Below are 26,434 nucleotides of genomic sequence, written 5' to 3' on the forward strand. Positions count from 1 at the left end.
CATTAGGAGGGGCCGGCCCCCTCCGGAAAGCCGGATCTGCGGGACACGCCCTAGCCTGCTGCCCGTGACAGACCTCCCCGGCAGCCTCCGACCTGGCGTACCCCATCCGCTCGCGTACGTGGCCGACGTCGTCCACGCCGCGCGGCCCCGGCTGGGCACGGTCCGGTTGGTCTGTATCGACGGGCCGGCGTGTTCGGGCAAGACCACCCTGGCGAGCCGGCTCGCGCGCGCCCTCGACCTCGTCCCCGCCGTGCAGGTCCTCCACATGGACGACCTCTACGAAGGGTGGGACGGGCTGCCAGGTGTCTGGGAGCGGCTGGAGAAATGGGTGCTCGCTCCCCTGCGGGCCGGGCGACCCGGGCGGTACCGGCGCTATGACTGGCAGCGCGGAGAGTACGCCGAGTGGCACGACGTCCCCCTCGGTCTCGCGCTCATCGTCGAGGGGGTCGGTTCGGCGGATCGTCCGGTCGATGCCGACGCGGTCCTCAAGGTGTGGGTCGACGCGCCGACCGCCCTGCGGTTCGAACGCGGCGTGGCCCGGGACAACGGCGGCTTCGGGCCGTACTGGCACGGGTGGGCAGAAGCCGAGCGGGTGCACTTCGCCACCGAACGCACCGCGGAGCGAGCGGACCTGCTCGTCGACGGCGCGCCGGACGTGGCGTACGACCCGGAGACGGAGGTGGTGCTCCTCGGCGGCACCTCGCGGCCCGCGGGTCGAGACGGTCAGCGCCGCTCGCCGGTCTCCTCCGCGTAGGACTCAGCCGATTCTTCCGCGGAGGTGACCATGTCGAGCCAGGCAAGGACCTCGGCGGTGTGCTGGCCCAGCGTCGGCGGGGCGAGGTTCACCGGGACCCCACCCGCGTAGGGGTTGTCGTCGAGCCGGATCGCCGGACCGGGGATCCTGATCCGCCCGAGCGTGGCATGGTCGACCTCGACGACCAGCCCCTGCGAGCGGGTCTGCTCCCAGTCGTAGACCTGGTCCAAGGTCTTCACCTCACCCGCGGGTACGCCGAGGCGCGCCAGTTGGCGCAGCAGGTTCGCGACCGGCCAGCGTGCGAAGGACCTCTCCACGGCGGCGACCACCGCCTCGTGATTGCCCACGCGTTCGGCGTTCGAGGCAAATCCCGGCTCGTCCGCGGGGAGCCCGAACGCCGCCGCGAACGTCCGCCAGAGCCCTTCGCTGCCGACCGAGATCTGCACGATGCCGTCAGCGCAGCGGAAGAGTCCGTACGGGCAGATCGACGGGTGGTGGTTGCCCTGTGCGCGCGGCACCTCCCCCGCGACCGTGTACCTCGTGCCCTGGTAGGCGTGCACACCGACGATCGCGGCGAGGAGGGAGGTACGAACGACCCGCCCGCGACCGGTGCGGGTCCGCTCGTGGAGTGCGGCGACCACGCCGTACGCGCCGTACATCCCGGCGAGGAGATCCGCGATCGGGACGCCCACCCGGAGCGGCTCGTCAGGACTCGCCCCGGTGAGCGACATCAGGCCGCCCTCCCCCTGCGCGATCTGGTCGTACCCCGCCCGCGCACCCTCCGGACCGTCGTGCCCGAAGCCGGTGATGGAGAGGATGACCAGGCGGGGGTTCAGCTCGGTCAGGCGCGACGGAGAGAAACCGAGCCGCTCGAGGACGCCGGGGCGGAAGTTCTCGACCAGGACGTCGGCGTGGCGGAGCAGGCGTTCGAGGTGGTGCCGGCCGTCGGTGTCCTTGAGGTCGAGGACGACCGACTCCTTGTTCCGGTTGCAGGAAAGGAAGTACGTCGCCTCCGGCGTGTCCGGCGGCCCCACGAAGGGTGGGCCCCAGCCGCGTGAGTCGTCGCCCTCGGGACGCTCCACCTTGATCACCCGTGCGCCGAGATCGCCGAGCATCATCGCGGCATGCGGCCCGGCAAGGGCGCGGGACAGATCGACGACCACCACGTCCGACAACGGTCCGGGCACGAGCACCCTCCTTGACGTCCGACCGGCTGGGCGAATTTCGTTCGGCGTACCTTGCTCGGTGCATCTCACTCGGTGCATCGCGTTCGGCGTTTTCGCGTTGGGCCTCTCGTCATGATCACCGGCCGGACCCCGAACAAAACAGCCGCGGTCGGAATTCGTCCGCCAATGGTCGCGCCGCTCCGGGTAACCTTCCGGCGAATTCTCCCGGGCTTTCTGTGCACCCGATTCCGCCTTTTACGGACCAGAATTCCAGAAAAGGCCACCGGGCGAGGATTGGGATTTTAGCTTGTTCATCAGGAACGCTTCACCACCGCATTCCTTCCCGGCGTGGTGTACGACGACCGGTCCGGTCAGCGAAATCGAGGTGGAATTCGTGCGGCTTTTCCCAAGGCCTTCGCCCGGCCGGACATCCATGTTCACCCGGCGGCAACTCCTGCGGACCGGGACCGTTGCCGGCGCATCGGCGTTCACTGGGCCGGTTCTGCGTGGTGATCGTCGTACTTCCACGGAGGAGGCGCCACCAGCCGCACACGACGGGTTGCTCGACCCGGCCAGAATCCCGAAGTACGTCACACCGCTGTTCGTCGTGCCGCCCATGCCGCCCGCTGCCGGTGAACCAGGCATGGACGTCTACCACATCGCGGCGCGGGAATTCGTCCAGCAGATCCTGCCGGACGGATTTCCCGCGACCACGGTGTTCGGGTACGGCTCGGCCCGCGACCCTGCCACCTTCCGGTATCCGGGATACACCATCGAGGCGATTGTCGGGCGGCCGGTTCGCGTCACCTGGGCCAACCAGCTGATGTCATCCTCGGGGAAGTTCCGTCCGCACCTTCTGCCGGTCGACCCCAGCATCCTGTGGGCCAACCCGCCGGGAGGTGTCCACGGGCGCGACAGCCGCCCCACGTTCAGACGTACGCCCGGGCCCTACCGCGGTCCGGTGCCGTTCGTCACCCACCTGCACGGAGGGCACAACGTCGAGGAAAGCGACGGCTACCCCGAAGCGTGGTACCTGCCACCGGCGCGGGACATCCCGCTCGGCTTCGCCCGCGTCGGCACGGTCTATGAGCGCTACCGCGAGGAGGCGCGGGAACGGACCGGAGTCGTCTGGAAGCCGGGCAGCGCGGTCTTCCAGTACGCCAACGACCAGCGGGCGACCACCCTCTGGTACCACAGCCACGAACTCGGCCTGACCCGCCTCAACGTCTACGCGGGCCTCGCCGGCCTCTACCTCCTGCGTGGTGGTCTCGCCGACCTGCCGGCCGGCGTGCTCCCCGGCCCGGCGCCCCGCCTGTCGGACCTGCCCGGCAGCCGGGCCTACGAAGTGCCGCTGGTGATCGCGGACCGGTCGTTCACCACTGACGGCTCGTTGTTCTTTCCGCGCAGTCGGGGCTTCTTCGGTGACGTACCGCCCGAGGGGCCGTTCGTCCCCACCACCGACGTGCCCCCGATCTGGAACCCGGAGTTCTTCGGCACCACCATGGTGGTCAACGGCACCACCTGGCCGGCGTTCGAGGTCGAGCCGCGGAGGTACCGCCTGCGGCTACTCAACGCGTGCAACACCCGCACGCTCATCCTGAAGATCGTGACGGATCCGCTCGCTCCCCGCCCGGTCGAGCCCGCGGTGCCGCTGTGGATGCTGGGCAGCGATGGCGGCTTCCTGCCCACGCCGGTGCCCCTCGATTCCGTGCTCCTCGGCGTGGGCGAACGCGCCGACGTGCTCGTCGACCTCACGGGCCTGCGTCCGGGCACCGGGCTCTACCTCATCAACGAAGGCCCCGACGAGCCGTATGGCGGCGGCACTCCGGGCGTGACCTTCGCACCCGCCGATCCGGCGACGACCGGGCAGGTGATGCGGCTGGAGGTGATCCGGCCAGCATCGGTTGACACGAGCGTGCCACCCGACCAGCTCCGGTTGCCGACCCTGATCCCGCTCGGGCCGGCTACCCGAACCCGCCAGGTCTCCATGAACGAGATGGAGTCGGTGTTCTTCGCGGACGCGCCGACCGAGGTCCTGCTCGGGACCCTGGACTCGACCGGCGCCGGCCGGCCGCTCCCCTGGGACGCACCGGTGACCGAGGATCCCGAGCTGAACTCCACCGAGATCTGGGAGCTGCACAACTTCACCAACGACGGCCACCCGATCCACCTGCATCTGGTGCAGTTCCAGGTGCTCAACCGGCAGCGGTTCGACGGGCCGGTCAGGCCAGCTGAGAGTTCGGAGAGTGGGTACAAGGACACTGTCCTCGCCCTGCCCGGTGAGATCACCCGGATCAAGGCGACGTTCGACCAGCGCGGTCAATTCGTGTGGCACTGCCACATCCTCGATCACGAGGACAGCGAGATGATGCGTCCGTATCACGTCGGACCACCGTCTGGTGCCAGTCAGACCCACGCCGGCCAGGGACCCTACGACCGGTAGCGTCCCCTTCGACCTGTGGTCACGAGATTCCAGAGAGGACGCTGTTGATGGTTCGCAAAGCGGTCATCCCGGTCGCGGGGCTTGGTACCCGGCTGCTGCCGTTGACGAAGGCCCTGCCCAAGGAGATGCTGCCTATCCTCGACAAGCCTGTCCTCCAGCACACGATCGAGGAGCTCGTCGCCTCCGGCATCGACGACATCACGATCGTCACCTCAACCCGCAAGGCCCTTGTCCAGCAGCACTTCGCGCCCGACGACGACCTCGACATCCGGCTCCGCGCCGACGGCAAGTCCCAACTCGCGGACGACCTGCAGGAGGTCACCTCCCTCGCCCGGATCACCTACCTCTACCAGGACGGGCCGTACGGCAACGGCACGCCGGTGCTGAACGCCGCCCGCATCGTCGGCGACGAACCCTTCATGGTCTTGTGGGCGGACGACGTGTTCACCTCGGAGGTGCCGCGTGCCCAGCAGTTGATCGCCGCGTACGAACGCACCCGCGCGCCCGTCCTCGGCCTGATGCCGATGGATCCGAGCGAGTCCCACCGCTACGGCGTCCCCATCGTCGAGGACGAGCTGGGCGCGGGGCTGCTGCGCATCTCCGGGATCGTGGAGAAACCTCGGCCGGAGGAGGCGCCGTCGGCGTACGCCTCGATCGGCGGGTACGTCGTAACGCCCGGCATCGTCGCCGAGCTCGAGCTGCAGGCCGAACGCCACCTCCACTCGCCCAACGGCGAGGTCTACCTCTCCACCGCCATCCACGAGCACGCCCGCACGAGCCCGGTCTTCGGGCAGGTGATCGACGGCACCTGGTGGGACACGGGTAACCCGCTGGGGTATCTCCGCGCGCAGTTCGCCGCCGCGCTGGCTCACCCGGAGTACGGCCCCGAGCTGCGCAAGCTGGCCCGCGAGGGCAACGATCTCTTCACCCGTGCCACCGGGTCCGAGGAGCGGCCGTAGCAGCGGTCGCCGTTCGGGCGATGAGTTTTCCCTTCGCTCACCGGTCTGATCCGGTGAGCGAGCCCTCGGCGCAACCGGAGGTCACCCGGGCGCGTCGGCGCCGCGGTCATCGGTGGAAAAGTAGGAGCCCAGTCGCGAGGAGAGCGAGAGCTGTGCCGTAGACCCGGGTAAGCCGTTGTGGGTTGGCGCGGATGGCCAGGCGGGCGCCGAGGTAGGCGAGCGGCGCTGCCGCGGCCGCATACACGGCGGTGATCGACCAGTCGATGTGGCCGAGCGCCCAGTGGGTGACTGTGCCCGGCACCGCGAGCGCGGCGGAAACCGCCAGCGACGTCGCAAGGGCCCGCTTGATCGGCAGGCGGAGAACGACCAGGTAGAGCGGCGTGAGGAGGAAGCCGCCGCTGTTGGCAAGGAGCCCTGAGAACACGCCGACCGCAGCGGCGACCAGGATCAACCGGACCCGGAACATCCCGGCGTCCTCACCGACGCGCTCAGACGGCTCCCGGGGAAAGACCGCCAACCGTACGCCGATGGCCGCGATCACACCTTCGGTGATCTGTATGAGAAGAGGTCCGCCGACGTACGGAGTGAGCAGCGCACCGCCCACCGTCGCCGGAAGTCCGATGGCGATGCTCCAGGTCACCGTCCGCCGGTCCACGTAGCCGCGTTCCCAGTAGGCCCGCGATGCGGCCAGCGCGATCAGCACAGCGGCCGGGAGAGGCGAGGCCAACGCTACGAACGCCGGTACTCCCACAACGTGCAGGAGAAGAGTACCCACCGCCGAACCACCAGCACCGAACAGCCCGCCGAAGAAGCCCACCCCGCCACCGATCACGGCGATGATCCACCAGGGCGAGGCCATCAGGCCACCGCCAAACGCCCTGGCCGGCCGTGGCGCGCAACCCGTTCGCTCACACTCCCCAACGCCCGCAGTCCATGCCTTCCGAGGCTGCGTAACCCGCGCCATCGCCGGGCACCGATACCTTCGGATCGTCCCAATCCTCCGAGACCGGTACCCCGCCAGGCACAGGGCTCTAACTCCCAGAGTGCTGGGCCTCGGTCCCTCCTCCGACGCCGGATGGGCTCCGGGCCCGGGGCTTAGGGCTTGGGGCTCGGGGCCTGGGGCAGCCCGATGAGGTCGGCCATCAAGGAGGTCTGGTGGTCGAAACAAGCGTCGGCTCGGAAAGTACCGGTAGACGGCCGACGACACCATGCCGAGGTCACGGGCGACTGCCCGAAGCGACAGGTCCGCCCCGTCGCTGGCGCCGGCATGGCCTGGGGCACGCTTGCGTCAGATGAGAGCGGCGCTCTCGATTCATTCCATTGATCAAACGGAGCTTCTGATGTCGCTGCATGTCGTGGTCGGCGCCGGCTCGGTCGGCGGCGCGGCGGCGCGGTTGCTGGCCGAGCGTGGCGAGGAGGTACGGCTGATCAGCCGGCGTGGCGTCGGTCCCGATCGGCCGGGAATCGTGCGGATCGCCGCGGACGCGACCGACGCGGCACGCCTCACCGAGCTGGCCGCCGAGGCGGTCGCGCTCTACAACTGCGTCAACCCGCCCTACCACCGCTGGCCAGTGGACTGGCCGCCGCTGGCGACGGCATTCCTGACTGCCTCCGAGCGCACCGGCGCGGTCCTCGCCACCGTCGGCAACCTGTACGGCTACGGCCCGGTGGCCGGCCCAATGACCGAGTCGATGCCACTCGCCGCCACGGGGGTGAAGGGCCGGGTCCGCGCCGCCATGTGGACCGACGCCCTCGACGCGCATCGAGCCGGACGGCTCCGCGCCACCGAGGTACGCGGCTCCGACTACCTCGGTGCCGGTGCGCAGACACCGTTCACCGTTATGGTGCTGCCCCGGGTGCTCGCCGGAAAGCGCGCCGCGATAGCGGCCGACCTGGACGCTCCGCACAGCTGGACGTACGTGCGCGACGTGGCCCGTACCCTGATCGCCGCCGCCACCGACCAGCAGGCCTGGGGTCGCCCGTGGCATGTGCCCAGCGCGCCGCCCGTCTCGGTGCGCGAACTGGCAGCGCGGGCCGCACAGCTGGCAGGTGCGCCCACCCCGAGGCTGACCCGGATGCCGTACCCGGCGTTGTGGCTCGGCGGCCTGACCAACCCGCTGGCGCGAGAACTACGCGAGACCGCCTATCAGTTCGACCGGCCGTTCCAGCTGGACTCCACCGCGGCCAGGGAGATGTTCGATATCGAGCCCACCCCGCTCGACGAAGCCCTGCGCGAGACCATCGCCGCCCTCCGGGCCACCCCGGCGCCGATCGCCGGCTGAGGAGGCGAGCAGCGACTCAGGACGGTCCGGTCTGGCATCCACTGGCCAGGAGGTTGTTGATCTCCCGGCCAGTGGATGGAGCGGACGAGCCGGCCTGTAAGCCGGATTCTGTAATCGGCGGCCATCCCTCTCAGGTCGCCGTTGCCGGCGACTTCTAGCGGCCTACCCGCAGGCTCGGGCGGGCCGCCCTCAAACACCTGCGCGGGCCAGGATGCTCAGCGCCTCCTGGCCCTTCTTGGCCTTGCTCCGGGTGGGGTTTACCGAGCCACCTGAGTCACCCCAGGTGCTGGTGGTCTCTTACACCACCGTTTCACCCTTACCCGCACCCCCGACCACATCGGGTCGAGGGCCGCTGGCGGTCTGCTTTCTGTGGCACTGTCCCGCGGGTCACCCCGGGTGGGTGTTACCCACCACCCTGCCCTGCGGAGTCCGGACTTTCCTCGGCGGAACGCTGGAAGCGCCCCGACGCGACCGCCCGGCCGGCTCGTCCGCGACCAAGCCTAGCCACCTCCCGTACGGGACTGACAGGACACCAGACCCGCCCGCACCAGGAGAGGTCGCACGAAGGAGCCGAGCGAGGGCCAACGCGAACGGCATCGACCAAACGTACGACTTCACGCGAGCTCGAAATGCACCTTCCGCCGCTGGACGTCAGCCTCGACAAGGCGGAGCTCCACCTGCTGGCCCAGGGGCAGGTCCTGGCCGGCGACGCTCGCCTCCACCGCCGGATCCCGCAGCTGGACCGTACCCTTCGCGCTGGTCTGATCCACCTCGGTAACCGTCCCCATGAAGATCTCGCCGACATGAGGTCGCAACAGAGCGGCCTCGACGAGATCGATGATCGCGCGTTCGTACTGATGGGCCCGCCGGTCAGCGTCCGCCATCTCCTTGGGCAGGACGTCCAGCGCCGCCCGCACCCATTCCGGTACCTCCTGGTCGGAGCACAGTGCGACGCAGATCTCCGCGGCGTACCTGTCGACGAGCCGGCGCAGCGGCGCGGTCACGTGGGCGTACTCCGACGCGAGCGCCGCGTGCAGCGGCTGCTCCGGCACGCCACCCTCGAACGACGTGTAGCCCGCACCCCGCAGCAGGACCGTCGAGGAGGCCAGCAGGGCCGCGTGCGTCGGCTCGGCCGGGTCGAGCGCGCGGATGAACGCGGCGTACGACGTCTCGTCCGACCAGGGAACCCGCAACGCCTGCGCGGACCGCCGCAACCGGGCCAGGTCCCGCGCGTCCGCCGGCGGCAGGGTGCGAAGGATGCCGATCTCGCCGTACAGCATCAACTGTGCCGCCGCCATGCCGCACATGAGCGACATCTGCGCGTTCCAGCCCTCCACCCGCAACGGCGCCCGGAACTCCAGCGTCCACCCCGATCCCTGTTGCACCACCACTCGATCGGGGCTCGGGAGGTTGACGCCCCCGCGCTCGCGCTCGCGTTCCTCCCGCAGCCGCCCGACCTCGCGCAGGAGGGGCAGGACGCCGTCGGCGTTCCCGGAGTCCAGAGAGCGTTGGACGCTCGGGTAGTCGAGCTTGGCGCGACTGCGGACCACCGCGCGGCTCACCTCTACCGCGGTGCCCTCGCCCGTGGAGTCCAGATCCATCGTCCACAGCAACGCCGGTCGGTCCACCCCCGGCAGCAGACTGGCGGCGCCCTCACACAGCGTTTCGGGATGCAAGGGGGTACGCCGGTCCGGCGCGTACAACGTGACGCCCCGGCGGTGGGTCTCCTGGTCGAGGTCACCCAATGGTTCGACGAACGTGGCGGCGTCAGCGATCGCGTAATGCACGCGGTAACCGGAACCGCGGCGTTCGATGTGCAACGCCTGGTCGAGGTCGAGGGAGTCGGGCGGATCGATCGTCACGAACGGCAGGTCGGTCCGGTCGACGTGCGCATTCCGGACGACGGCGGCAGCGGCAGCGGCGGCCGCCTGGCGGGCCGACTCCTCCACCGCGCCGGGGAACCCGTCGGGGATGTCGAGCTCGGCACGAATGCGGGCGAAACCGGCGCGAACGTCCTCGCCATCGGCGGCGGCGAGGCGAATCTGACGTCGGGGCACGCCGAAAGCCTCGGATATCCAGCGGAGGACCGCAAGGAGGCGTCCGCCGACCGGGGTCTTCTACGCTCGGACAACGTGGGTATCTCGAGCGCCGGCCGACCTGGTGGCGCCGGTCGATCGGGCGGCGCCGGCCAGCGCTCGGCGCGACGGACGGCACCGTGACCTGGCACGAACTCGTGGCGGTCGCCGCGCTTGCCGGGGTCCTCGCGTTCGCGATCCGCCGGCCCCGGGACTATCCCGAGGCCGTGGCGGCGGTCCCGGCCGCGCTCCTCGTCGTCCTCACCGGCGGACTGTCGGCGCAGGAGGCCTGGCACCAACTCACCACCCTGCTCCCGGTGGTGATCTTCCTCATCGCCGTCCTCGTGATCGCCGACGCCTGTGACGCCGAAGGGCTCTTCGCAGCGCTCGGCGGCGTGCTCGGCCGCGCCTCGCACGGTCGGCCCCAACTCCTACTGACCCAGGTCTTCGTCGTCGCGGCACTGACCACGGCGGTTCTCAGCCTCGACGCCACGGTCATCCTGCTCACGCCGGTCATCGTGGCGACCGCCCTGCGCGCGCGGGTTTCCGCCCGACCACACGTGTACGCCTGCACGCACCTGGCCAACAGCGCCTCGCTGCTGCTGCCGGTCTCCAACCTCACGAACCTCCTGGCGCTGTCCGCGTCGGGCCTGTCGTTCGTCCGTTTCGCCGGGCTCATGCTGTTCCCCTGGCTGGTGGTGATCGCCGGGGAGTACGCGGTGTTCCGCCGCTTCTTCGCCGCCGACCTCTCTGGGGCCGCGACGGCCACCGGCCCCTCGACCGCGTCGGCCACCGGCGCGACGTCGCCGCCCGACCCACTCCCCCGCGCGCTCCGGTCTGACCTGGCCGTCCCCATGCCACAAACCGAGCCAATCCCCCGCGGACCGCTGATCGCGGTGGGGCTGGTGTTGCTCGGGTTCGGAATCGCGGCACCGCTGCACCTGGAGCCGGTCTGGTTCGCGGTCGCGGGCGCGGTGGGACTCGCGGCGTACGGGCTGGTACGCCGGCGGCTCACCGCACGGCGGGTAGCGCGGGCCGCGAGCCTTGACTTCGGGATCTTCGTTCTCGGCCTTGGTGTGGTCGTCAGCGCCGTCGCTGCCGGCGGTCTCGGGCACGCGGTCGACCGGATCCTGCCCTCTGGAGCGTCGTTCCTGGCACTGCTGGGGGTCGCGGCCGTGGCCGCTTTCCTCGCCAACCTGCTCAACAACCTCCCGGCACTCCTCCTGCTCCTCCCGTTGCTGGCCGGTCGCGGCGCCGGGGCCATCCTCGCGGCACTGATCGGCGTGAACGTCGGACCGAACCTGACGTACGTCGGATCCCTGGCGACCCTTCTGTGGCGGCGCGTCCTGCGGCAGCGCGGCATCGAACCGGCGCTGCGGGAGTTCCTGTACCTGGGCGCGTTGACGGTGCCGCTCACGGTGGTGCTCGGCGTCGTGGCACTCTGGTGTTCACTCGCCCTGGTTGGGTCGTGAGCGCCAGGAGGAGGCTGCCATGACCGTCCTCGTCTGGATCACCGAAGGCAGCTGGCAAGCCTGCGTTGACGCCGCGCTGGCGACCGCCGCATCATCGGAGCCGATTGTGCTCGCGCATGTCACACCCGCTGCGTTGCACGGCGCCGCCGAGGGTGCGTTCGGCGCGTTGCTCGGCCGGCACCACCGCGACCCGGCGGCCCAGATCGACCACCTCGCGTCCGAAAGTGCCCAGGCCCTGCTTGCCGCCGCGACGGCCCGCGTCGGCACCTGGCCGGGTGGCATCGAGACCATCGAACGTCGCGGACACGTCGAACGCGAGGTGGTGGCCCTCGCCGCCGGTGTACGCCTCCTGGTGTGCGGCCGGACCGGCGACACCGGGCATCTGGGGCCGCGCAGCCTCGGCCATGCGACCCGCTTCGTTGTCGACCACGCGCCGTGCGCCGTTCTGCTGGTGTGGCCGGGGCCCGCTCCCGACATCGCGACCCTGCCACCTCCCCCGCCGGACCACAGCCCGCCTCGCTGAACCTCTGGGCGACGATTGTGGAGACTCCGGGGTGCTATAACACCCCGGAGTCTCCACGGTCTTACGGGCGTCTTACCTACGCCGTCTGGATTCGGCTCCAGAGATATCGGAACGCCTTGAAAATAAGGAATCTCGTCGTGCTCGTCGGTTGCGAGCATGATCGCGATCGACTAAAATCGAACGCATGAGCGACGGCGATGGTGTGCGGATCTCTCCGCTCCCGCCCGGGTTTGGCGACATGCTTCCCGGCCCGGAGTTGGTGGCCGTGCTCGCTGGCGTCGATCGGTCTGCCTGTAACGGGTTTGAGGTGGGGGAGCTGGTCCGCGCGGGCCGCAAGGTTGCCCGTTGGGCTGAGGCGTTGAGCCTTGGCGACACGCAGGTCTTGGCGCACTGCCCACCGTGCTTCCGTGACGATGAGGCGGAACGCTCGTCTGTGCCGGAGCCGCGGGCGGCTGAGTTGTTGTCGCCGATGTTGGGGTGGACCAACTACCGCAGTGATCAGTTCATGCTCATCGCGTTGGCGCTTACCGACCTGCCCAATACCCGTGGCGCGTTGGAACGCGGTGAGTTGGAGTTTTCTGAGGTTCGGACGATCGTCGACCGGCTCACCCTTCTACCCCCAGCTGACCGCACCTTGGTGGATGCGGCGATCTTCCCCGAGGTGCTGAAACTGCGGGGCGGGCTGCTACGGCTCTATGTTGAAGCCGAAATCATCAAGGTCAACCCCGAAGCATCCAAAGAACGCCACAAGAAGGCTCGGGAAGACCGTGGCGTTGCTGTCTACCCCGACGAAGACAACGTCTCCACCCTCCGCCTCCACGGCATTCCCCACGACCAGGCCGCGCAAGCCTGGGCGTATCTGGATGCGATCGCCCGCACCATGAAAACCGGCGGAGACGAACGCACCCTCCCCCAACTACGTGCCGACATCGCTATCTCCATCCTGTCCGGCGAGGCCGACGTGATCATCTGCGACAGCGCGCCTGAAGCTGGCGGAGAGTCTGGCCATGGTGATGAGGGCCGTGCCGACGAGGCTGATGGAGAGGACTGCACTTGCGAGAAGGACGGGGAGAACAGCGACGACGCCGTCGACGGCGGTGCCAGTGCCGGGGAGAACGGCGACGACGCCGGTCCTTGTCAAGGTTCCTTTGACGACCTGCTCGACGAGCAGAACAACGCCGACCGCCCCGCCCAAGGCGAAGCTGAGGGTGCGCAGGAGGACTCCGCCACCGAACAGGATGGGTGCCGGCACACCGGGTGCGACCACGACCACCACCTCCAGGGCTGCCCGTGTGAGGACTGCAAACCCGCCACCTACACCCACCCGTTGGACCAGCCCGCACGTCAGGCCCGCAATGACGGCGCGACCGGAGAGGGCGACGCGGCCATGGGAGGCCACGAGTTCGGACGCGGTCGGGATAGGGACGCTGATCGGGAACCGATCCCGGAGCAGGAGATCCCTCTTGCGTTCCGGTCCTGGAGAGCGGCGATCAAGGCGAAACTCCAGCTGAACGTGCCCATTACGACACTGTTCGAGCTGGCGAAACGGCCAGCGGAGCTTGGCGGGTTCGGACCCATCTTCACCGAAATAGCGAGGCGATTGATCGCGAACCATCTCGATAATCCGGATGCGATGTTCGCCATCGGGGTCACGCACCCGGTGACGGGGCAGTTGTTGAGCCTGCATCCGCTGTCGAAACGCTTCCTCCGCGGACTCCCGGCGGAGTTTGTGCAGTCACTCAACCAACGCTGCACCTGGATGCTCTGTAGACGCCCAGCCATCTCCTGCGACCTCGACCATACAAAGCCCTACTCCGAAGGCGGCGAAACGTCCGTCAACAACGTGGCACCACTATGCCGACGCCACCACCGAGTCAAAACTGAAGGCAACTGGAAGGTCGAACAGACCAGCCCAGGTCATCTCCAGTACACCGATCCACACGGACGGGAGTACCAGGTGACCCCGCCACGCCTCACCGACCCCGTAGAACCCGACGACCCCGATCCGCCACCGTTCTAACCGGCGCACGGAAGATGCGGGACGGGCAGACATACCGGCAGGCTCAAGAACCCTTGGAAACAAGGGGTCTTGAGCCTGTCCCCATGCGGACGCTCCGACCAACGGTGACGCCATCGGGCTTGTCCGAGGGCGATGGATCCCCAGCCAGCCCTACGGAGGACCGATTTCTCAGCCCACGCAGGACCAATCAGTCGAGGTGCGTTGCCAGTCCGAACGACCGTAGCGACGCCCCGCCGTCGGCGTACCAATGCACTTCACTGATCGAGGCCGGCGAGAGCTCCATACGGAAGATCGCCTGCGGCGGTACGTCGAGGGCGAGACACGTCAGCAGCTTGATCGGCGTCACATGCGTCACGACGACCACGCTCTGGCCGGCGTACGACCGGATCAGGCGGTCACGTGCGGCGCGTACCCGGACAAACACATCATCGAATGACTCGCCACCCGGCGGCGCCACCGAGGTCGACCGGAGCCAGGCGTCGAGGTGGTCTGGCCAGCGTTCACGAACCTCGGCGAAGGTGAGTCCGTCCCATTCTCCGAACGCTGCCTCGGCGAAGCCGGGTTCGACGGACACCGGAAGGTCAAGCGCCGCCCCCACAAGCTCTGCCGTCTCGCGGGTGCGCCGAAGCGGGGAGGTGACCACCGCGGCGATCCCCACCCGCCCGGTCAATGCGGTCGCGGCCGCCGCGGCCTGCTCGCGCCCGCGATCGGTCAGCGCGACGTCCTCGCCACCGGAGCCGCTGAAGCGCTTCGCCAACGAGCGTTGGGTTTCGCCATGGCGCAGCAGGAGGAGGTTCGTCGGGGCCTCGAGCTGCTCGCCCCATCCGACGAGGACCTCAGCCGGCGCGTTGGTGGGTTCGGTCAGCGGCGCCTCGGGCAGCGGTGCGGTCGAAACTGACCAGATCGGATCGCCACCGTCGAGGACCTTGTTGAGCAGCGCGTCGGCCGCCTTGTTGCGCTCTCGCGGAACCCAGGTCCACGCCGTGCCCGCCGGCGCCACCCGACGGGCGTCCAGCGCCAGTTGCTTCATGTCGGGATGCTTGATCTTCCACCGGCCGGCCATCTGCTCGATGACGAGCTTGCTGTCCATCCGGACCTCGACGGCGGCCTCGGGGTTGATGTCCCGGGCGAGCCGCAGCCCGGCGAGAAGCCCGCGATATTCGGCGACGTTGTTGGTTGCCCGGCCGATCGGCTCGGCCGCCTCCGCCAGGATGGCGCCCGTCTCGGCATCGCGGACCAGGGCGCCGTAAGCGGCCGGGCCAGGATTGCCACGCGAACCCCCGTCCGCCTCGATGATGAGCCGGCGGTGCTGGTCAGTCCCTGTCATCCAAACCCGACTGTTCTGTTCGTGCCTGATGCTGGCGTCGGCCAACCTGGACCGTGGCGGACCTGCTCCCGCGTCCGGATCGGACCCCGGTCACACACCCGAATTGAGGGAGCGTACGAGGATCCGGCCGCATTCCTCGCACCGCAGGACCTCCTCGGGAGGCGCCTTCGCGATCTTGGCGAGGTAACTCGCGTCCAGCTCCATCCGGCAACCCTCGCAGCGACGGCTCCGCAGCACGGCCGCCCCGACACCGCCGAACTGCGCGCGCCTCTTCTCATACAGCGCCAGCAGCTCGCTCGAGATCCCACCCGCCGTGTCGGCACGCTCTGCCCGCGCGCGTTCGGCTTCCGAGTCGATCTGGGCGTACGCCGCGTCGCGGGCCTGCTCGGCGTCAGCCACCCGGCTGTCAAGGTCAGCTTGGCGCTGTTGGCGGTCGGAAAGCCGCGCGGTCGCCTCCTCCAGGCGTTCCATGATCTCGAGCTCGACGTCCTCGAGGTCGGACTGCCGCTTGGTGAGCGACTCGATCTCGTGCTGGAGGCTCTCGAGTTCCTTGGGCGACGCGACCTGGCCGGCCTGGAGCCGCTGCTCGTCGCGGGCACGGCGGGTACGGACCTGCTCGACGTCGGCGTCGGCCTTGCGTTGCTCGCGCCCGAGGTCGGCGACCAGCGTGTCGGCGGCGACCACCTCGGACTCGAGTTCCTTGCGTTCGACCAGGAGTCGCTCCGCCTCGGCGCTCTCGGGCAGGGTGCGCCGGCGGTGGGCCAGCTGGTCCAGCCGGATGTCGAGTGCTTGGACGTCGAGCAGCCGGAGCTGCATGAACGGGTCGGCGTTCAGTGGACGTTCCCTCCCTGGTCGCTGCGGATCTGGCTGGGAAGGTGGCTCGCCCAGGGATCCGTGCATGTCGTCGAGACGCGGGTCTCCACCGTAGTGCCCTGGTCGGCGAGTGCGTGCGCCAACCGGCTCGCCGCGTGGGCCAGCCATGGCCACTCACTTGCCCAGTGTGCGACGTCGACGAGTGCCGGCGCATCCGGGTGCTGGCTGGCCTCGGAGGCGGGATGATGGCGCAGGTCTGCGGTGACATAGGCGTCGACGCCGGACTTCCGCACCGAGTCGAGGTAGGAGTCTCCGGCTCCACCGCACACGGCGACCGTCTGGATGAGGCGTTCCGGATCCCCCGCTACCCGTACGCCGTGCGCGGTCGCCGGCAGCGCCTCGGCGACCCGCCGCCGAAAGTCCGCCAGGCGTTCGGGCGCGGGAAGGACACCGATCCGGCCGACACCCAGGCGCGGTGCGTCGGGGCGGGGATCAAGCGGCCGCAGGTCAGTCAGACCGAGTACGCCGGCGAGCGCGTCGGAGACTCCCGGATCGGCGGCGTCGGCGTTCGTGTGGCACACGTGCAGGGCGATGCCGTTGGTGAGGAGCTCATGGACCACTCGCCCCTTGGGTGTCGTGGCCGCGACGCCGTGAACGCCGCGCAGGAAGAGCGGATGATGAACGACGATCAGCTCGGCGGACCATTCGAGCGCCTCGTCCACCACCTCACGGACGGGATCGATCGCGAACAGCACCCGGCGTACGTCCGCCTCGGGCGCACCGGCGACGAGCCCCACGGCATCCCAGTCAGCGGCCCAGCGCGGGTCGTAGAGCCGGTCGAGAACCTCGACCACCTGTCCAAGCGTCGGCACGCCGCCAGGCTAGCGTGCGGCTCGGAATGATCACGTTTGCGTGGTCATTCACCACGGCACTAGGCAAATTGGCCGTGCGTCGTGGGGAATGACCACGCAAACGTGATCATTCCCCACGACGCGGGGGTGGGTCAGGCGCCGCATTTGTACAACGTCTGCGCTCCGCCGGGCATCATCGGGTCGGAGTCCTTCTGCGCGTCAGCGGACCCGCCGTAAGCCGCCGGGTCGACCACCGTGCAGTGCTGGTCGATCCAGTCGGCGCGAGCCGCTCGCGCTCCCGCGCCCGGTCCGCCCGGCATCCCCGCGGACTTTCCCTCCCGGCTGGCCCCGAGCACGAACTTCAGCGTCCCGTTGCTGACCCACTCCTGCAGCTGCGCGACCGAGGGCGCGTTGTCAGATCCACTGAAGCCACCCATACCGATCACGGTCTCGTCGGAGTCAATGATGTAGACACCCGCGCCGTTGGCACCGCCCTCGACGGCCAGAGTGATCTCGGCCCCGTCGCCGTGCTGCTTGGCGTAGTTCAGGATCCGGCGTTGTTCGGCGGTCAGCTTGTCGGAGCCCTTGACCGGGCCGCCTGTCATGAGGCGGGGTTGCCTCCCGGGCGTCCCCTGGGTCTGGCCCTGGCCCTGGCCCTGCGTCTGGCCCTGGCCGCCGGGCTGCCCAGGCATCGGGCCAGGTCCGCCCACGATCACGGTGCCACCACCCGCCACTCGCCCGACGAATCCCGCGGTGGACGGCCCGGCGGCTGGCATGCCACCGCTGCCGTTCGCGGCGTCAGCGACCGACCACACTCCGGGCGTCAGCAGGATCGCTGCCAGACCGGCGACGAACGCAGGCCGCACGACCGCCCGCCACCGCGCCGCCCCGAGCCGGAAGTACCGGAAGAGCCGGGCCACCACCAGGCCAGCGACCGAGACCGCTCCGACAGCGACCACCGCCCAACGCGTCCAGCCATGCCAGTCGGCGGCGTCCCGCGCGACCACGACCCAGGCCCAGCCCGCGCTGATCGCGATGCCGAGCGGAAGCAGCAGCCACGCCAACCGCCCGGGGCGTTGGTAGTACCGCCACAGCAATGCCAACCCGGCGGCGGAGATCGCGGCGATCGCCGGCGCCAGCATGGTCGTGTAGTAGGGGTGCCAGATGCCCTGCGCGTAGCTGAACAGCAGTCCGGTGACGAGCAGCCAGCTCCCCCACAGGAGCCAGCCGGCCCGCCGCGCCGGGTCACCTGGCGCCTTCGCGAGCAGACGTCGTACGCCCACAACGGCCACCACGATCAGTACGAGCAGCGACAGAGGCAGCAGCCAGGAGATCTGCCCACCGGCCGCCGCGTCGAACATCCGGGTGATGCCGGGCTCACCGCCGAACGCCGCGTTCGCCCCAGTGGGAAGCCGTGCACCCTCGGGGAGTTCGGCGCCGGGCGGAAGCGACGTCACCACCCCCGGCGTCCCACCCGCTTTACCCCCCGGCGCCCCGAGGCCCTGCCCGAAGATCCGGCCGAGTCCGTTGTAGCCGAAGACCAGCTCCAGCGCGCTGCCGTTGGTACTCCCTCCCATGTACGGCTTCTTTCCGGGCCACAGGTCGTGGAGCACCGGCCACCAGAACGACGACCCGACCAGGACCGCCCCGGCCGCGAGCAGGTCCACGAGGCGCCGCCGGAGCGGGGCCGCGACGCCGGCGAAGTACGCGACCGCGACGCCGGGCACGATGATCCACGCCTGCAGCATCTTGGTGGCAAAGCCGCAGCCGATGAAGAACGCGCACCACAACAGCCACCGCGTACGCCGGCCAGGCTCCCCGGCGTGCACCGACCTGGTGAAGGCGTACGCCGCGGCGACGAGCAACAGCATCAGCAGCGTGTCGGGGTTGTTGTACCGGTTGATGGCGACCGTGATCGGCGTGAGCGCCAGCAGCAGCGCGGCGAGAAGCGCCACCTTCTCGCCGGCCCACAGGCGCACGGTCCGGTGCAGTAGGAACACCGTGGCGACGCCCTCGATCACCTGCGGCAGCAGCAGCGACCAGCCGTGATACCCGAAGATCCACACGGACACGACCTGCGGCCACAGCGCCATCGGCGGCTTGTCGACGGTAACGACGCCATAAGGGTCGAACGACCCGAACAGGAAGTTGGTGAAGCTGGTCGACATCGACTTCACCGCGGCCGAGTAGTACGCGTTACCGAGCTGACCGCCACCGATCGCCCAGGCGTACAACAGTCCGGAGGCGACGCAGATCGCGAGCAGCGCCCACACCGGCCAGCGCGCGGCCTGGGATCCCCGCCCTGGTTGGCGTTCCACCGGACTCGTGCGGGCTGCCGTATCGGTAGCCGTCGTCATGCCGTTTCCCTTCCGTTTGTGTCCCGGAAGACCCATCCGCGCAACAGCAGGAAGCGTCCACCGGTGCCGATGATCGATGAGGCGAGGAGTACGGAGAGTTCGAGCGCGCGCGAGGGTGCCGCGGCAAGGGCGTGCAGGATCAGCAGCGCGGCCGAGGTGAAGCCGTAGTACAACCCGAAGACGGCGAATCCCTGCAGGTGGATCCGGCCACGCGACAGTCGCCTGGCGGAGAACGTGAACCTGCGGTTCGCCTCGGTGTTGGCCAACGTGCTGATCACGAGCGCGACCAGGTTGGCGACGAGGACCGGCCACCACCGCCGGAACGCCGCGTACAGCACGAGGTTCAGCACGGTGGAGAGCGCGCCGACGGCCGCGAACGACAGGACCTGCCAGGACAGCGCTCCGGTCTGGCGTCCGAGCACCGCGTCCGGATGCGCGGCGCGGGGCTCGGGTCGCCGCGGCAGCCCTCCCACCCGCGCACTCCCCGACGCCTTGGCGCGGGCGACTCTGACCAGCCCGCGCAGGTCGTCCCACGCGGTGCCGAGTACGTCGACCCGGCTGTCGGTGTCCTCCACCCAGTCGACCGGGACCTCGTGCACGCGCAGGCCGTTGTACTCGGCGAGGAGCAGGAGTTCGGTGTCGAAGAACCACCCGCCGTCGCGGATCCGGGCCAGCAGCGGCCTGATCACGTCAGTGCGCGCTGCCTTGAAGCCGCATTGGGCATCGGTGAACCGCGCGCCGTGACTCAGCCTGATCACCGCGTTGTAGCACCGCGAGACGAACTCCCGTTTGGGTCCGCGCAGGGTCCGTGATCCCGGAGCGAGCCGGGAGCCAATCGAGAGGTCGGAGTGTCCGTTGACCAGCGGCGCGACGAGCGGGAGCAGGGCGTCCAACCCGGTCGAGAGATCGACGTCCATGTAGACCACGACGTCGGCGGTGCTGGCTCCCCACGCCTCCCGTAACGCGTACCCCCGGCCCTTGCGGTCGAGGTGGCGGACCCGGACCCGTTCGACGTTCTCGGCCAGTGCCCACGCGAGCGCCAGCGTGCCGTCCGTACTCGCGTTGTCGACGATCGTGATCGTCGCGTCGAACGGAAACTGCTCGCTGAGGAAGCCGTCCAGGACGCGGACGCACCCGGCGAGGGCCCGCTCCTCGTTGTAGACCGGGATCACGATGTCGACCGTCGCGGTCGACGGAAGATCGTCCGCCGGATCGGATGACCCCGCGCGTGATCGTTCGCCCTCGATGATGCTCCCCGACATGCTCTCTCCATCCACTCCGACCGCCCCTCCACGCACCGGCCACTCTGTGCAATGGCCGGCTACGACAAGTAGCCGCCATGCGCGTGAGAGCAGCCTCGGGAGAAGCTCAGAAGTTCGTGAGAAATCCCCTCCGAGGGCCGTCGCCGGGCCGCTCACCCGTGCTGTCTCACGTAGCCTCGGCATCGGTTCCCGGGCTGGCCGGGGACCCATACGAGCGCAGCGGATGATCGATGGACGAGCCCATGCGAGTGCTGGTGGTGGACGACGACCCGCACGTACGCGAGAGCCTGCGGGCGAGCCTGGAGTTCGAGGGGTACGCCGTCGAGACCGCCAGCGACGGGGAGCAGGCTTTCGACCGGCTCAGCCCGCCCCAGCCAGCGGGAGCATCCCCTGACCTGGTGATCCTCGACCTGATGATGCCGCGGCTGGACGGTCTGGAGACCTGCCGGCGCCTGCGGAGCGCCGGCGAGCGCCTGCCCATCCTCATGCTCACCGCCCGGGACGCGCTCGGTGATCGGGTCACCGGTCTGGACGCCGGGGCCGACGACTATCTCGTGAAGCCGTTCGCCCTCGAGGAGCTCCTCGCCCGGCTGCGCGCACTCCTCCGGCACCGGCGTAGCCCCTCCTCCACACCCGGCCGCGGACCGGTGCTGCGCTTCGCGGACCTGGAGCTGGACACAGGCACGCGGGAGGTGACCCGCGCCGGCCGGCCGATCACGCTGACCCGGACCGAGTTCGACCTACTCAGCCTGCTGATGGGGGCACCCCGGCGGGTACTCACGCGGGGTCACCTGCAGCAGGAGGTCTGGGGGTACGACACCAGCACCAACAACCTTGACGTCTACGTCGGCTATCTCCGCCGCAAGACCGAGGCGGGTGGCGCCAGCCGGCTCGTCCACACCGTCCGCGGCGTCGGATACGTCCTCCGCTCCGAACCATGAAGTCGCCCGGCCGCACCATGCGGAAACCACGCGAACGCCGGATGTTGCTCCGCAGCCGGGTCGCTCTGAGCACCGCGCTCGTCGTCGCGGCCGCCATCGCGGGGATCAGCATCCTGAGCTGGGTGGTGACGCAGCACAACCTGCGTGCCCAGCTCGACGAGTCGCTCACCCGCGGCGGCGTGCGGTTGGTGGGCGCGATCCGGCACGAGCTGGGCCAGGCACAACTCCCACCCCCACCGCCGATGCCCGACCCGAGCCTGCTCTGCCGGGTCGACAACGCGAACGAACCCCTGCAGCGGTTCGTCGAGGGCATCCAGCTTCTCCGGAACGACGGCAGCGTGTGCGCACCGACAGGCGTGGACGAGGTGGTGACAACCGCACAGGACCGCCGGGTCACGACCCCGACGCTGCGCGACGGCGAGACCCGATCCGGCGCGCAGGTGCGGGTCCTGCTGCGTCCGCTGGAAGACGGCGGCGTCCTGGTCACCAGCCGCAGCCTGGCCACGATCAACAACACCTTGGCCGGCCTCCGAACCACCCTCATCGGCGTGTCCGTCCTTGGTGTCGCGGTCGCCGCCGCGTCCGGCCTCCTCCTCACCCGGAACGCGCTCGCCCCGATGGAGCGGCTGACCCGGACCGCCGAACACATCGCCCGCACCGAGGACCTCGCCACGCCGGTGGACGTGTCCGGGCGGGACGAGGTCGGCCGGCTCGGCCGGGCGTTCACGGCGATGACAGCCGCGCTCGCCGTGTCCAGACAACGCCAGCGCGAACTCGTCACCGACGCCGCGCACGAACTCCGTACCCCGCTCACCAGCCTGCGTACGAACGTCGACCTGCTCGTCCGAAGCGAGCGCACCGGCCGGCCCCTCCGGCCAGACCAACGCGCGCGGATCCTCTCCAGCCTCCAGTCGCAGACGGGTGAGTTCAGCGACCTGATCACCGAACTCGTCCAGCTCGCCCGCGACGAACGCGAACTCGCCCGCACCGAGGTGCCGATGGCCGACGTCATCGCCAAGGCGGTCCGCCGGGCCAGCAGCCGTGCCCGCGAGCATCGGTTCGCGGTGGACGCGGTGCCCTGGTGCACGATCGGCGACGCCTCCGCGCTGGAGCGGTCCCTGCTCAACCTGCTCGACAACGCGGTGAAGTTCTCGCCGTCGACGTCGCTGGTCAGCGTCTCGTCGCGGCCCGGCTGGATCATCGTCGCCGACCAGGGGCCGGGTGTCCCACGGGAGCAACAGGCGCACGCGTTCGACCGCTTCTGGCGCGCACCGGAAGCGCGGTCGCTCCCCGGCTCAGGACTCGGGCTGGCGATCGTCGCGACGACGACAGCCGCTCACGGCGGTCAGGTCCGCTTCCTCGACCCACCGAAGGGTCGGGGCGCATGCGTACGCGTCGACCTCCCGGTGACGCCTCTGTGCCCGAGCGAACCCCACGCGGGCCCGGAATGACCACGTATACGTGATCATTCCGGCTCAGCGCGAGCGCCGCAGGTGACGGTCGGCCGCGTCGGCGAAGCGTTCCCAGTCGTACGCCGTCATCGCGTGGCCGCCCGGCCTGATGTGGTAGCCGATCCGGCTCAGCACGGGCTCCGACACCGGCGGCAGCTCGGTCGCCGCGAGCCCTTCCACGCCGAGCAGCTCATACACCGGTGAGGCGTACCTGCCGCCGAGGAACTCGCCGTACGGATCGGCCCAGTCGTCGTCCTGCGCGCTCGCGATGTAGAACGGACGCGGCGCGATCAGCGCGACGAGCTGATGTTGGTCGAAGGCCAGCGTCTCCTCGCGGTCCGCGTACGCCGAGAAGTTCGGGCAGAACCAGTGCGGGAACCTCCGGGTGATCGCGTCGACCGTCTCGCCGTGGCGACGGCGGGACAGCGCGACGCCCCCGCATCCGGAGTTGTTGGACACCGCCATCGCGAAGCGTTCGTCCTGCGCGGCGGCCCACATCGCGGTCTTGCCAAGTCTGGAGTGGCCGACCGCGATCACGCGCTCGGGATCCACCCGTGAGTCCTCCTGAAGGTGGTCGAGCGCCCGGCTGAGCCCCCACGCCCACGCGCCGATGGCACCCCACTCGTCGGGGCCGGGGCGGGTCTGTCCGTCGGTGTAGAAGAGTGGGTGTACGCCGTTGGAGAAGTCGTCGACGTCGGGGTCGAGGTCTTCGTACCACGCGGTCGCGACGGCGTAGCCGCGTTCGATCATCCGCTCCAGCGGCCAGCGCTGCCTGAGCACGTCGGGCTCAGTCGGGTCCCCGAACTCCGCCGCCTGGTTGCCACGGAAGTTCAGACCGAGGAACGTCGGCGCCCGGTCGCCCGCTGGCTCGTTGGGGAGGTGGATGAGCAATGTCATGCCCGGCCCGTCTGACGCTGGCCCGAACGACAGCCGCACCTCGACCCGGGTCGCCCGCCCGTCCAGCGCCGCGGGCTCCTCGGACAGGACCTCACGGTGGACGGCGATCGCGGTATCCGGCGTCCGGCCGAACATCTGGCTCGCGAACAACTCCAGCAACTCCGGCCGGCGTCGGGCGTACCACTCCTCCGCCGACGTCACCACGCTCCCGTCGGCACAGACCAGCGGGTCAGGCAGACCTCCGGGCACTGACAGCCGCCCGTCGGGCAGGGCCAGCCGTCCGATCGTCGTGTCGACCATGGCGTTCCTCGTCTCGCGCGGGCTTGGCGGGGCAGGCTGAACGAAGCTCGGAGCAGCGTCATGAGGCTACTGGCTGGCACCGCGCCGGTCAGTACGGATGAGCGTCAGACTCCTGGCCAGAATCCACGCGGTGACCAGGGCCGGCGCGAACGCGGTCGGGCCGCAGCCGACCGAGCCGTAGAACCGCGACGGGTCAGGTGCGAAGTAGAGCCGCCTCGGGCGCTACGGACGAGGGCCCGCGTCCACCGGAGTCGCCGACTGACGCTGTACCGATCGCGCCGAGGTTCCGCTGTAAGGGGTGAGGTGTTTAGGTAAGGCATCGCAGTTGTGAGACAGTTCGGGTCTTCGTGCGCCACAAGTCGTCGCCAAGCAAGGCGAATTCAGCTGCTTCGTCGGGAGATACCACGTGAGGTGGCGGCCGTCTCGAATGGCGTACACCCGGCCGTATCGGATACTGAGAAACCAGGCTTCTGTCTCACATCGTGTACACCCCTTGGCGGACCTCACGCGCCAAGTCCCCACCTCACTAGGCAAATTTGCCTTGCCTGGTAGGGATATCCCCCGTCTCGCACCGCAGAAGGTGTACACAATGTGAGACGCCCCCTCATTGAGGTCTCGAGCGGTCCAGATTTCGGATGGCTTACCGGACGACTCGCAGCACTCATGATCAACTAGCAGAAATCGCCCACGATTCGCGCGGATCTTGGGCGATTTCTGCAAGTTGATCAAGCTTCGACCCGAATATCGCTCACTATGCGAGATCGACCATCGACATCACCCTGACCTGGCGGAGAAGCCGACGCGCCTCAGCCAGGTTGGCTTTCGCCCCACTCAGAGCCACCAAGTTGCCAGCGCCGCGGGTTTGAACAGGCTTCATTAGCGGCCGGCTTCCAGGTGTTTGCGCATACGGGCGCAGAGGGCGTGTAACTGCTCTACCTCCCGCGAACTGAGGAGGTCGAACATCTGCTCCCGAACCGCCGCGACATGACCCGGCGCGGCCTTCTCGAGCTTGGCCATGCCGGCGTCAGTAAGTTCGGCGTGCATACCCCGCCGGTCGTCCTCGCACTCGACGCGGCGTACCCATCCGGCCCGCTCCAGCCGGGTGACCGCCCGGGTGACGCCGCTGCGGGTTGCCAGAGTCGCGTCGGCGAGGTCCCGCATCCGCATCCGGCGTTCGGGCGCTTCGGACAAATGCACCAGGAGTTCGTAATCGGTGAACGAGATCCCCGCGTCGGTCTCCAACTGCCGACCCAGGGTCTGTATGAGAAGCCGGGTGGTGTCCAGGTATGCCCGCCAGGCCTCCTGCTCGGTCGCGTCGAGCCATCGCACCTCGTCCATGACGGCGAGCCTACCGGGAATGATTGACAGCGCAACGACATTGAGTAGGGTGCAAGTCGTTGACACTTCAACGATCCGATCCGTGGAAGGTCCCAGCGGGCGCAACCCGGGACGGACCGCCACAATTCTGGGAAGAGAGGCAGCCATGCCCGCCGTCACCGTTGAGAACACGCTGGCATTGCCGCGCGTCCCGCAACCCAACCCAATGACTGACGAAGACCGTCCGGTCGTCTCGGTGACCACCGCACCCAAGGGCTTCGAGGGTGAGGGCTTCCCCGTCAGGCGGGCCTTCGCCGGAGTGGACCTGCGCAGCCTGGACCCGTTCATCCACATGGACCAGATGGGCGAGGTGGAGTACGCGCCGGGCGAGCCGAAGGGCACCCCGTGGCACCCGCACCGCGGCTTCGAGACCGTGACGTACATGATCGACGGAGAGATGAAGCACTCCGACTCCAACGGCGGCGGCGGTCTGATCACCAACGGGGACACCCAGTGGATGACCGCGGGTGCTGGCATCCTCCACATCGAGACCCCGCCGGAGCACCTGGTCGTGAGCGGCGGACTGTTCCACGGCTTGCAGCTGTGGGTCAACCTGCCGCGGGCCAAGAAATTCGCACCACCGCGCTACCAGGACATCACGTCCAGCAAGGTGGCGTTGCTCAGCTCCGCCGACGGCGGGGCGCTGGTCCGGGTCATCGCCGGCGAGGTCGCCGGACACCCCGGACCGGGATCGACGTACACCCCGATCACGCTGGTCCACGCGACCATCACGCCGGGCGCGGCGCTCACCCTGCCGTGGCATCGCGACTTCAACGCGCTGGTCTACACGCTGGCGGGTACTGGCACCGTCGGGTCCGAACACCGGCCGATCGAGTCGGGGCAGCTCGCGGTGTACGGCGCGGGAGGTGCGATCACGGTCGCCGCGAACGCCCAGCAGGACTCGCGGACGGCGGCCCTGGAGGTCTTCATCCTGGGCGGCCAGCCGATTCGCGAGCCGGTCGCGGCGTACGGTCCGTTCGTCATGAACACCAAGGCCGAACTCCTGCAGGCGTTCGAGGATTACCAGGCCGGCAGGCTCGGCAGCATCCCCGCCGCCCACGCGGACGTGCACGGGGCTACGCCCGACGCTGAGTAACCGGCCGCACCGCGGGAGCTCGCCTGCCCTACTGGACGAGGGCGGCGAGCTCCCGCAACTCCGCTCGT

General features: G+C 69.4%; 20 protein-coding genes and 1 other RNA gene. 10 read left to right on the forward strand and 11 right to left on the reverse strand.

Annotated elements, in window-relative coordinates; genetic code table 11:
* Nucleotides 1–64: 64 nt before the first annotated feature.
* Nucleotides 65–754: a nucleoside/nucleotide kinase family protein gene (locus B141_RS0122845; RefSeq protein WP_020577510.1), complete on the forward strand. Its 690-nt coding sequence runs from the start codon at nucleotides 65–67 to the stop codon at nucleotides 752–754.
* On the opposite strand, the gene B141_RS0122850 is transcribed toward B141_RS0122845, so the two are convergent.
* Nucleotides 724–1,941, reverse strand: a complete 1,218-nt coding sequence (locus B141_RS0122850) for a CaiB/BaiF CoA transferase family protein (protein ID WP_040422063.1) — start codon at nucleotides 1,939–1,941, stop codon at nucleotides 724–726. The two genes, B141_RS0122845 and B141_RS0122850, sit on opposite strands and share 31 nt — an antisense overlap.
* A gap of 373 nt (nucleotides 1,942–2,314) precedes the next feature.
* Between B141_RS0122850 and B141_RS42210 the strand changes: the two genes are divergently transcribed.
* Nucleotides 2,315–4,363, forward strand: coding sequence for a multicopper oxidase family protein (locus B141_RS42210; RefSeq protein ID WP_202805877.1), 2,049 nt, complete (start codon nucleotides 2,315–2,317; stop codon nucleotides 4,361–4,363).
* 47 nt (nucleotides 4,364–4,410) lie between these two features.
* The gene (locus B141_RS42215; protein ID WP_020577513.1) at nucleotides 4,411–5,322 is read left to right on the forward strand and encodes a UTP--glucose-1-phosphate uridylyltransferase; all 912 of its coding nucleotides are present in this window, start codon (nucleotides 4,411–4,413) and stop codon (nucleotides 5,320–5,322) included.
* A 106-nt stretch (nucleotides 5,323–5,428) separates the two neighbouring features.
* Here the strand turns inward: B141_RS42215 and B141_RS42220 are convergent, their stop codons facing one another.
* A complete protein-coding gene (locus tag B141_RS42220) occupies nucleotides 5,429–6,181 on the reverse strand; it encodes a sulfite exporter TauE/SafE family protein (RefSeq protein WP_020577514.1) in 753 nt (250 codons plus the stop codon).
* 481 nt (nucleotides 6,182–6,662) lie between these two features.
* On the opposite strand from B141_RS42220, the gene B141_RS0122870 reads away from it, so the two are divergent.
* A complete protein-coding gene (locus B141_RS0122870; protein ID WP_020577515.1) occupies nucleotides 6,663–7,604 on the forward strand; it encodes an NAD-dependent epimerase/dehydratase family protein in 942 nt (313 codons plus the stop codon).
* 81 nt (nucleotides 7,605–7,685) lie between these two features.
* Here the strand turns inward: B141_RS0122870 and rnpB are convergent.
* Both rnpB and B141_RS0122875 read right to left on the reverse strand, forming a co-directional pair.
* An RNA gene (gene rnpB / locus B141_RS46015) (RNase P RNA component class A) lies at nucleotides 7,686–8,091 on the reverse strand.
* A gap of 127 nt (nucleotides 8,092–8,218) precedes the next feature.
* Nucleotides 8,219–9,661 carry an RNB domain-containing ribonuclease gene (locus tag B141_RS0122875; protein ID WP_040422052.1) on the reverse strand — a complete coding sequence of 481 codons (1,443 nt, stop codon included), beginning with the start codon at nucleotides 9,659–9,661 and terminating at the stop codon, nucleotides 8,219–8,221.
* Nucleotides 9,662–9,819: 158 nt separating this feature from the next.
* Here B141_RS0122875 and B141_RS0122880 point away from each other — a divergent pair, with 158 nt between their 5' ends.
* The 3 genes from B141_RS0122880 (at nucleotide 9,820) to B141_RS45990 (ending at nucleotide 13,694) form a co-directional block, all read left to right on the forward strand.
* Entirely contained in the window at nucleotides 9,820–11,151 is a 1,332-nt protein-coding gene (locus tag B141_RS0122880) for an SLC13 family permease (RefSeq protein ID WP_020577518.1), read from the forward strand.
* A gap of 19 nt (nucleotides 11,152–11,170) precedes the next feature.
* Nucleotides 11,171–11,674 (forward strand): universal stress protein, encoded by a 504-nt coding sequence (locus B141_RS0122885; RefSeq protein ID WP_020577519.1) that lies wholly within the window; start codon nucleotides 11,171–11,173, stop codon nucleotides 11,672–11,674.
* Nucleotides 11,675–11,858: 184 nt separating this feature from the next.
* On the forward strand, nucleotides 11,859–13,694 hold the full coding sequence (locus B141_RS45990; protein ID WP_026257487.1) for an HNH endonuclease signature motif containing protein: 1,836 nt from the start codon (nucleotides 11,859–11,861) through the stop codon (nucleotides 13,692–13,694).
* A 187-nt stretch (nucleotides 13,695–13,881) separates the two neighbouring features.
* Here B141_RS45990 and B141_RS0122895 read toward each other — a convergent pair whose 3' ends face one another.
* From B141_RS0122895 to B141_RS0122915, 5 genes are all read right to left on the reverse strand, one after another.
* Nucleotides 13,882–15,021: a bifunctional RNase H/acid phosphatase gene (locus B141_RS0122895; protein ID WP_020577520.1), complete on the reverse strand. Its 1,140-nt coding sequence runs from the start codon at nucleotides 15,019–15,021 to the stop codon at nucleotides 13,882–13,884.
* 90 nt (nucleotides 15,022–15,111) lie between these two features.
* Entirely contained in the window at nucleotides 15,112–15,837 is a 726-nt protein-coding gene (locus tag B141_RS0122900) for a zinc ribbon domain-containing protein (protein ID WP_020577521.1), read from the reverse strand.
* A 14-nt stretch (nucleotides 15,838–15,851) separates the two neighbouring features.
* Nucleotides 15,852–16,706: a Nif3-like dinuclear metal center hexameric protein gene (locus tag B141_RS0122905; RefSeq protein WP_020577522.1), complete on the reverse strand. Its 855-nt coding sequence runs from the start codon at nucleotides 16,704–16,706 to the stop codon at nucleotides 15,852–15,854.
* 131 nt (nucleotides 16,707–16,837) lie between these two features.
* Nucleotides 16,838–19,042, reverse strand: a complete 2,205-nt coding sequence (locus B141_RS0122910; protein WP_026257489.1) for an ArnT family glycosyltransferase — start codon at nucleotides 19,040–19,042, stop codon at nucleotides 16,838–16,840.
* Nucleotides 19,039–20,304: a bifunctional glycosyltransferase family 2/GtrA family protein gene (locus tag B141_RS0122915; protein ID WP_020577524.1), complete on the reverse strand. Its 1,266-nt coding sequence runs from the start codon at nucleotides 20,302–20,304 to the stop codon at nucleotides 19,039–19,041. The genes B141_RS0122910 and B141_RS0122915 overlap by 4 nt, the downstream gene beginning before the upstream one ends.
* A 242-nt stretch (nucleotides 20,305–20,546) precedes the next feature.
* Between B141_RS0122915 and B141_RS0122920 the strand changes: the two genes are divergently transcribed.
* A complete protein-coding gene (locus B141_RS0122920; protein WP_020577525.1) occupies nucleotides 20,547–21,245 on the forward strand; it encodes a response regulator in 699 nt (232 codons plus the stop codon).
* Entirely contained in the window at nucleotides 21,242–22,696 is a 1,455-nt protein-coding gene (locus B141_RS0122925) for a HAMP domain-containing sensor histidine kinase (protein WP_020577526.1), read from the forward strand. The genes B141_RS0122920 and B141_RS0122925 overlap by 4 nt, the downstream gene beginning before the upstream one ends.
* A 24-nt stretch (nucleotides 22,697–22,720) precedes the next feature.
* Here B141_RS0122925 and B141_RS0122930 read toward each other — a convergent pair whose 3' ends face one another.
* Nucleotides 22,721–23,893: a glucuronyl esterase domain-containing protein gene (locus B141_RS0122930; protein WP_020577527.1), complete on the reverse strand. Its 1,173-nt coding sequence runs from the start codon at nucleotides 23,891–23,893 to the stop codon at nucleotides 22,721–22,723.
* 876 nt (nucleotides 23,894–24,769) lie between these two features.
* Nucleotides 24,770–25,231 (reverse strand): MarR family winged helix-turn-helix transcriptional regulator, encoded by a 462-nt coding sequence (locus B141_RS0122940; protein WP_020577529.1) that lies wholly within the window; start codon nucleotides 25,229–25,231, stop codon nucleotides 24,770–24,772.
* 145 nt (nucleotides 25,232–25,376) lie between these two features.
* Between B141_RS0122940 and B141_RS0122945 the strand changes: the two genes are divergently transcribed.
* The gene (locus tag B141_RS0122945) at nucleotides 25,377–26,366 is read left to right on the forward strand and encodes a pirin family protein (RefSeq protein ID WP_020577530.1); all 990 of its coding nucleotides are present in this window, start codon (nucleotides 25,377–25,379) and stop codon (nucleotides 26,364–26,366) included.
* The last annotated feature ends 68 nt before the right edge of the window (nucleotides 26,367–26,434 follow it).

Source organism: Actinopolymorpha alba DSM 45243 (genome assembly GCF_000373925.1).
In the GTDB taxonomy this organism is placed as follows: domain Bacteria; phylum Actinomycetota; class Actinomycetes; order Propionibacteriales; family Actinopolymorphaceae; genus Actinopolymorpha; species Actinopolymorpha alba.

What these genes read in the sequence shown, in the direction of transcription:
- B141_RS42215 (WP_020577513.1), top strand. Translation starts at nt 4,411, where the DNA reads ATGGTTCGCAAAGCGGTCATCCCGGTCGCGGGGCTTGGTACCCGGCTG.
- B141_RS42220 (WP_020577514.1), bottom strand. Translation starts at nt 6,181, where the DNA reads ATGGCCTCGCCCTGGTGGATCATCGCCGTGATCGGTGGCGGGGTGGGC.
- B141_RS0122870 (WP_020577515.1), top strand. Translation starts at nt 6,663, where the DNA reads ATGTCGCTGCATGTCGTGGTCGGCGCCGGCTCGGTCGGCGGCGCGGCG.
- B141_RS0122885 (WP_020577519.1), top strand. Translation starts at nt 11,171, where the DNA reads ATGACCGTCCTCGTCTGGATCACCGAAGGCAGCTGGCAAGCCTGCGTT.
- B141_RS45990 (WP_026257487.1), top strand. Translation starts at nt 11,859, where the DNA reads ATGAGCGACGGCGATGGTGTGCGGATCTCTCCGCTCCCGCCCGGGTTT.
- B141_RS0122895 (WP_020577520.1), bottom strand. Translation starts at nt 15,021, where the DNA reads ATGACAGGGACTGACCAGCACCGCCGGCTCATCATCGAGGCGGACGGG.
- B141_RS0122900 (WP_020577521.1), bottom strand. Translation starts at nt 15,837, where the DNA reads ATGCAGCTCCGGCTGCTCGACGTCCAAGCACTCGACATCCGGCTGGAC.
- B141_RS0122910 (WP_026257489.1), bottom strand. Translation starts at nt 19,042, where the DNA reads ATGACGACGGCTACCGATACGGCAGCCCGCACGAGTCCGGTGGAACGC.
- B141_RS0122915 (WP_020577524.1), bottom strand. Translation starts at nt 20,304, where the DNA reads ATGTCGGGGAGCATCATCGAGGGCGAACGATCACGCGCGGGGTCATCC.
- B141_RS0122920 (WP_020577525.1), top strand. Translation starts at nt 20,547, where the DNA reads ATGCGAGTGCTGGTGGTGGACGACGACCCGCACGTACGCGAGAGCCTG.
- B141_RS0122925 (WP_020577526.1), top strand. Translation starts at nt 21,242, where the DNA reads ATGAAGTCGCCCGGCCGCACCATGCGGAAACCACGCGAACGCCGGATG.
- B141_RS0122930 (WP_020577527.1), bottom strand. Translation starts at nt 23,893, where the DNA reads ATGGTCGACACGACGATCGGACGGCTGGCCCTGCCCGACGGGCGGCTG.
- B141_RS0122940 (WP_020577529.1), bottom strand. Translation starts at nt 25,231, where the DNA reads ATGGACGAGGTGCGATGGCTCGACGCGACCGAGCAGGAGGCCTGGCGG.
- B141_RS0122945 (WP_020577530.1), top strand. Translation starts at nt 25,377, where the DNA reads ATGCCCGCCGTCACCGTTGAGAACACGCTGGCATTGCCGCGCGTCCCG.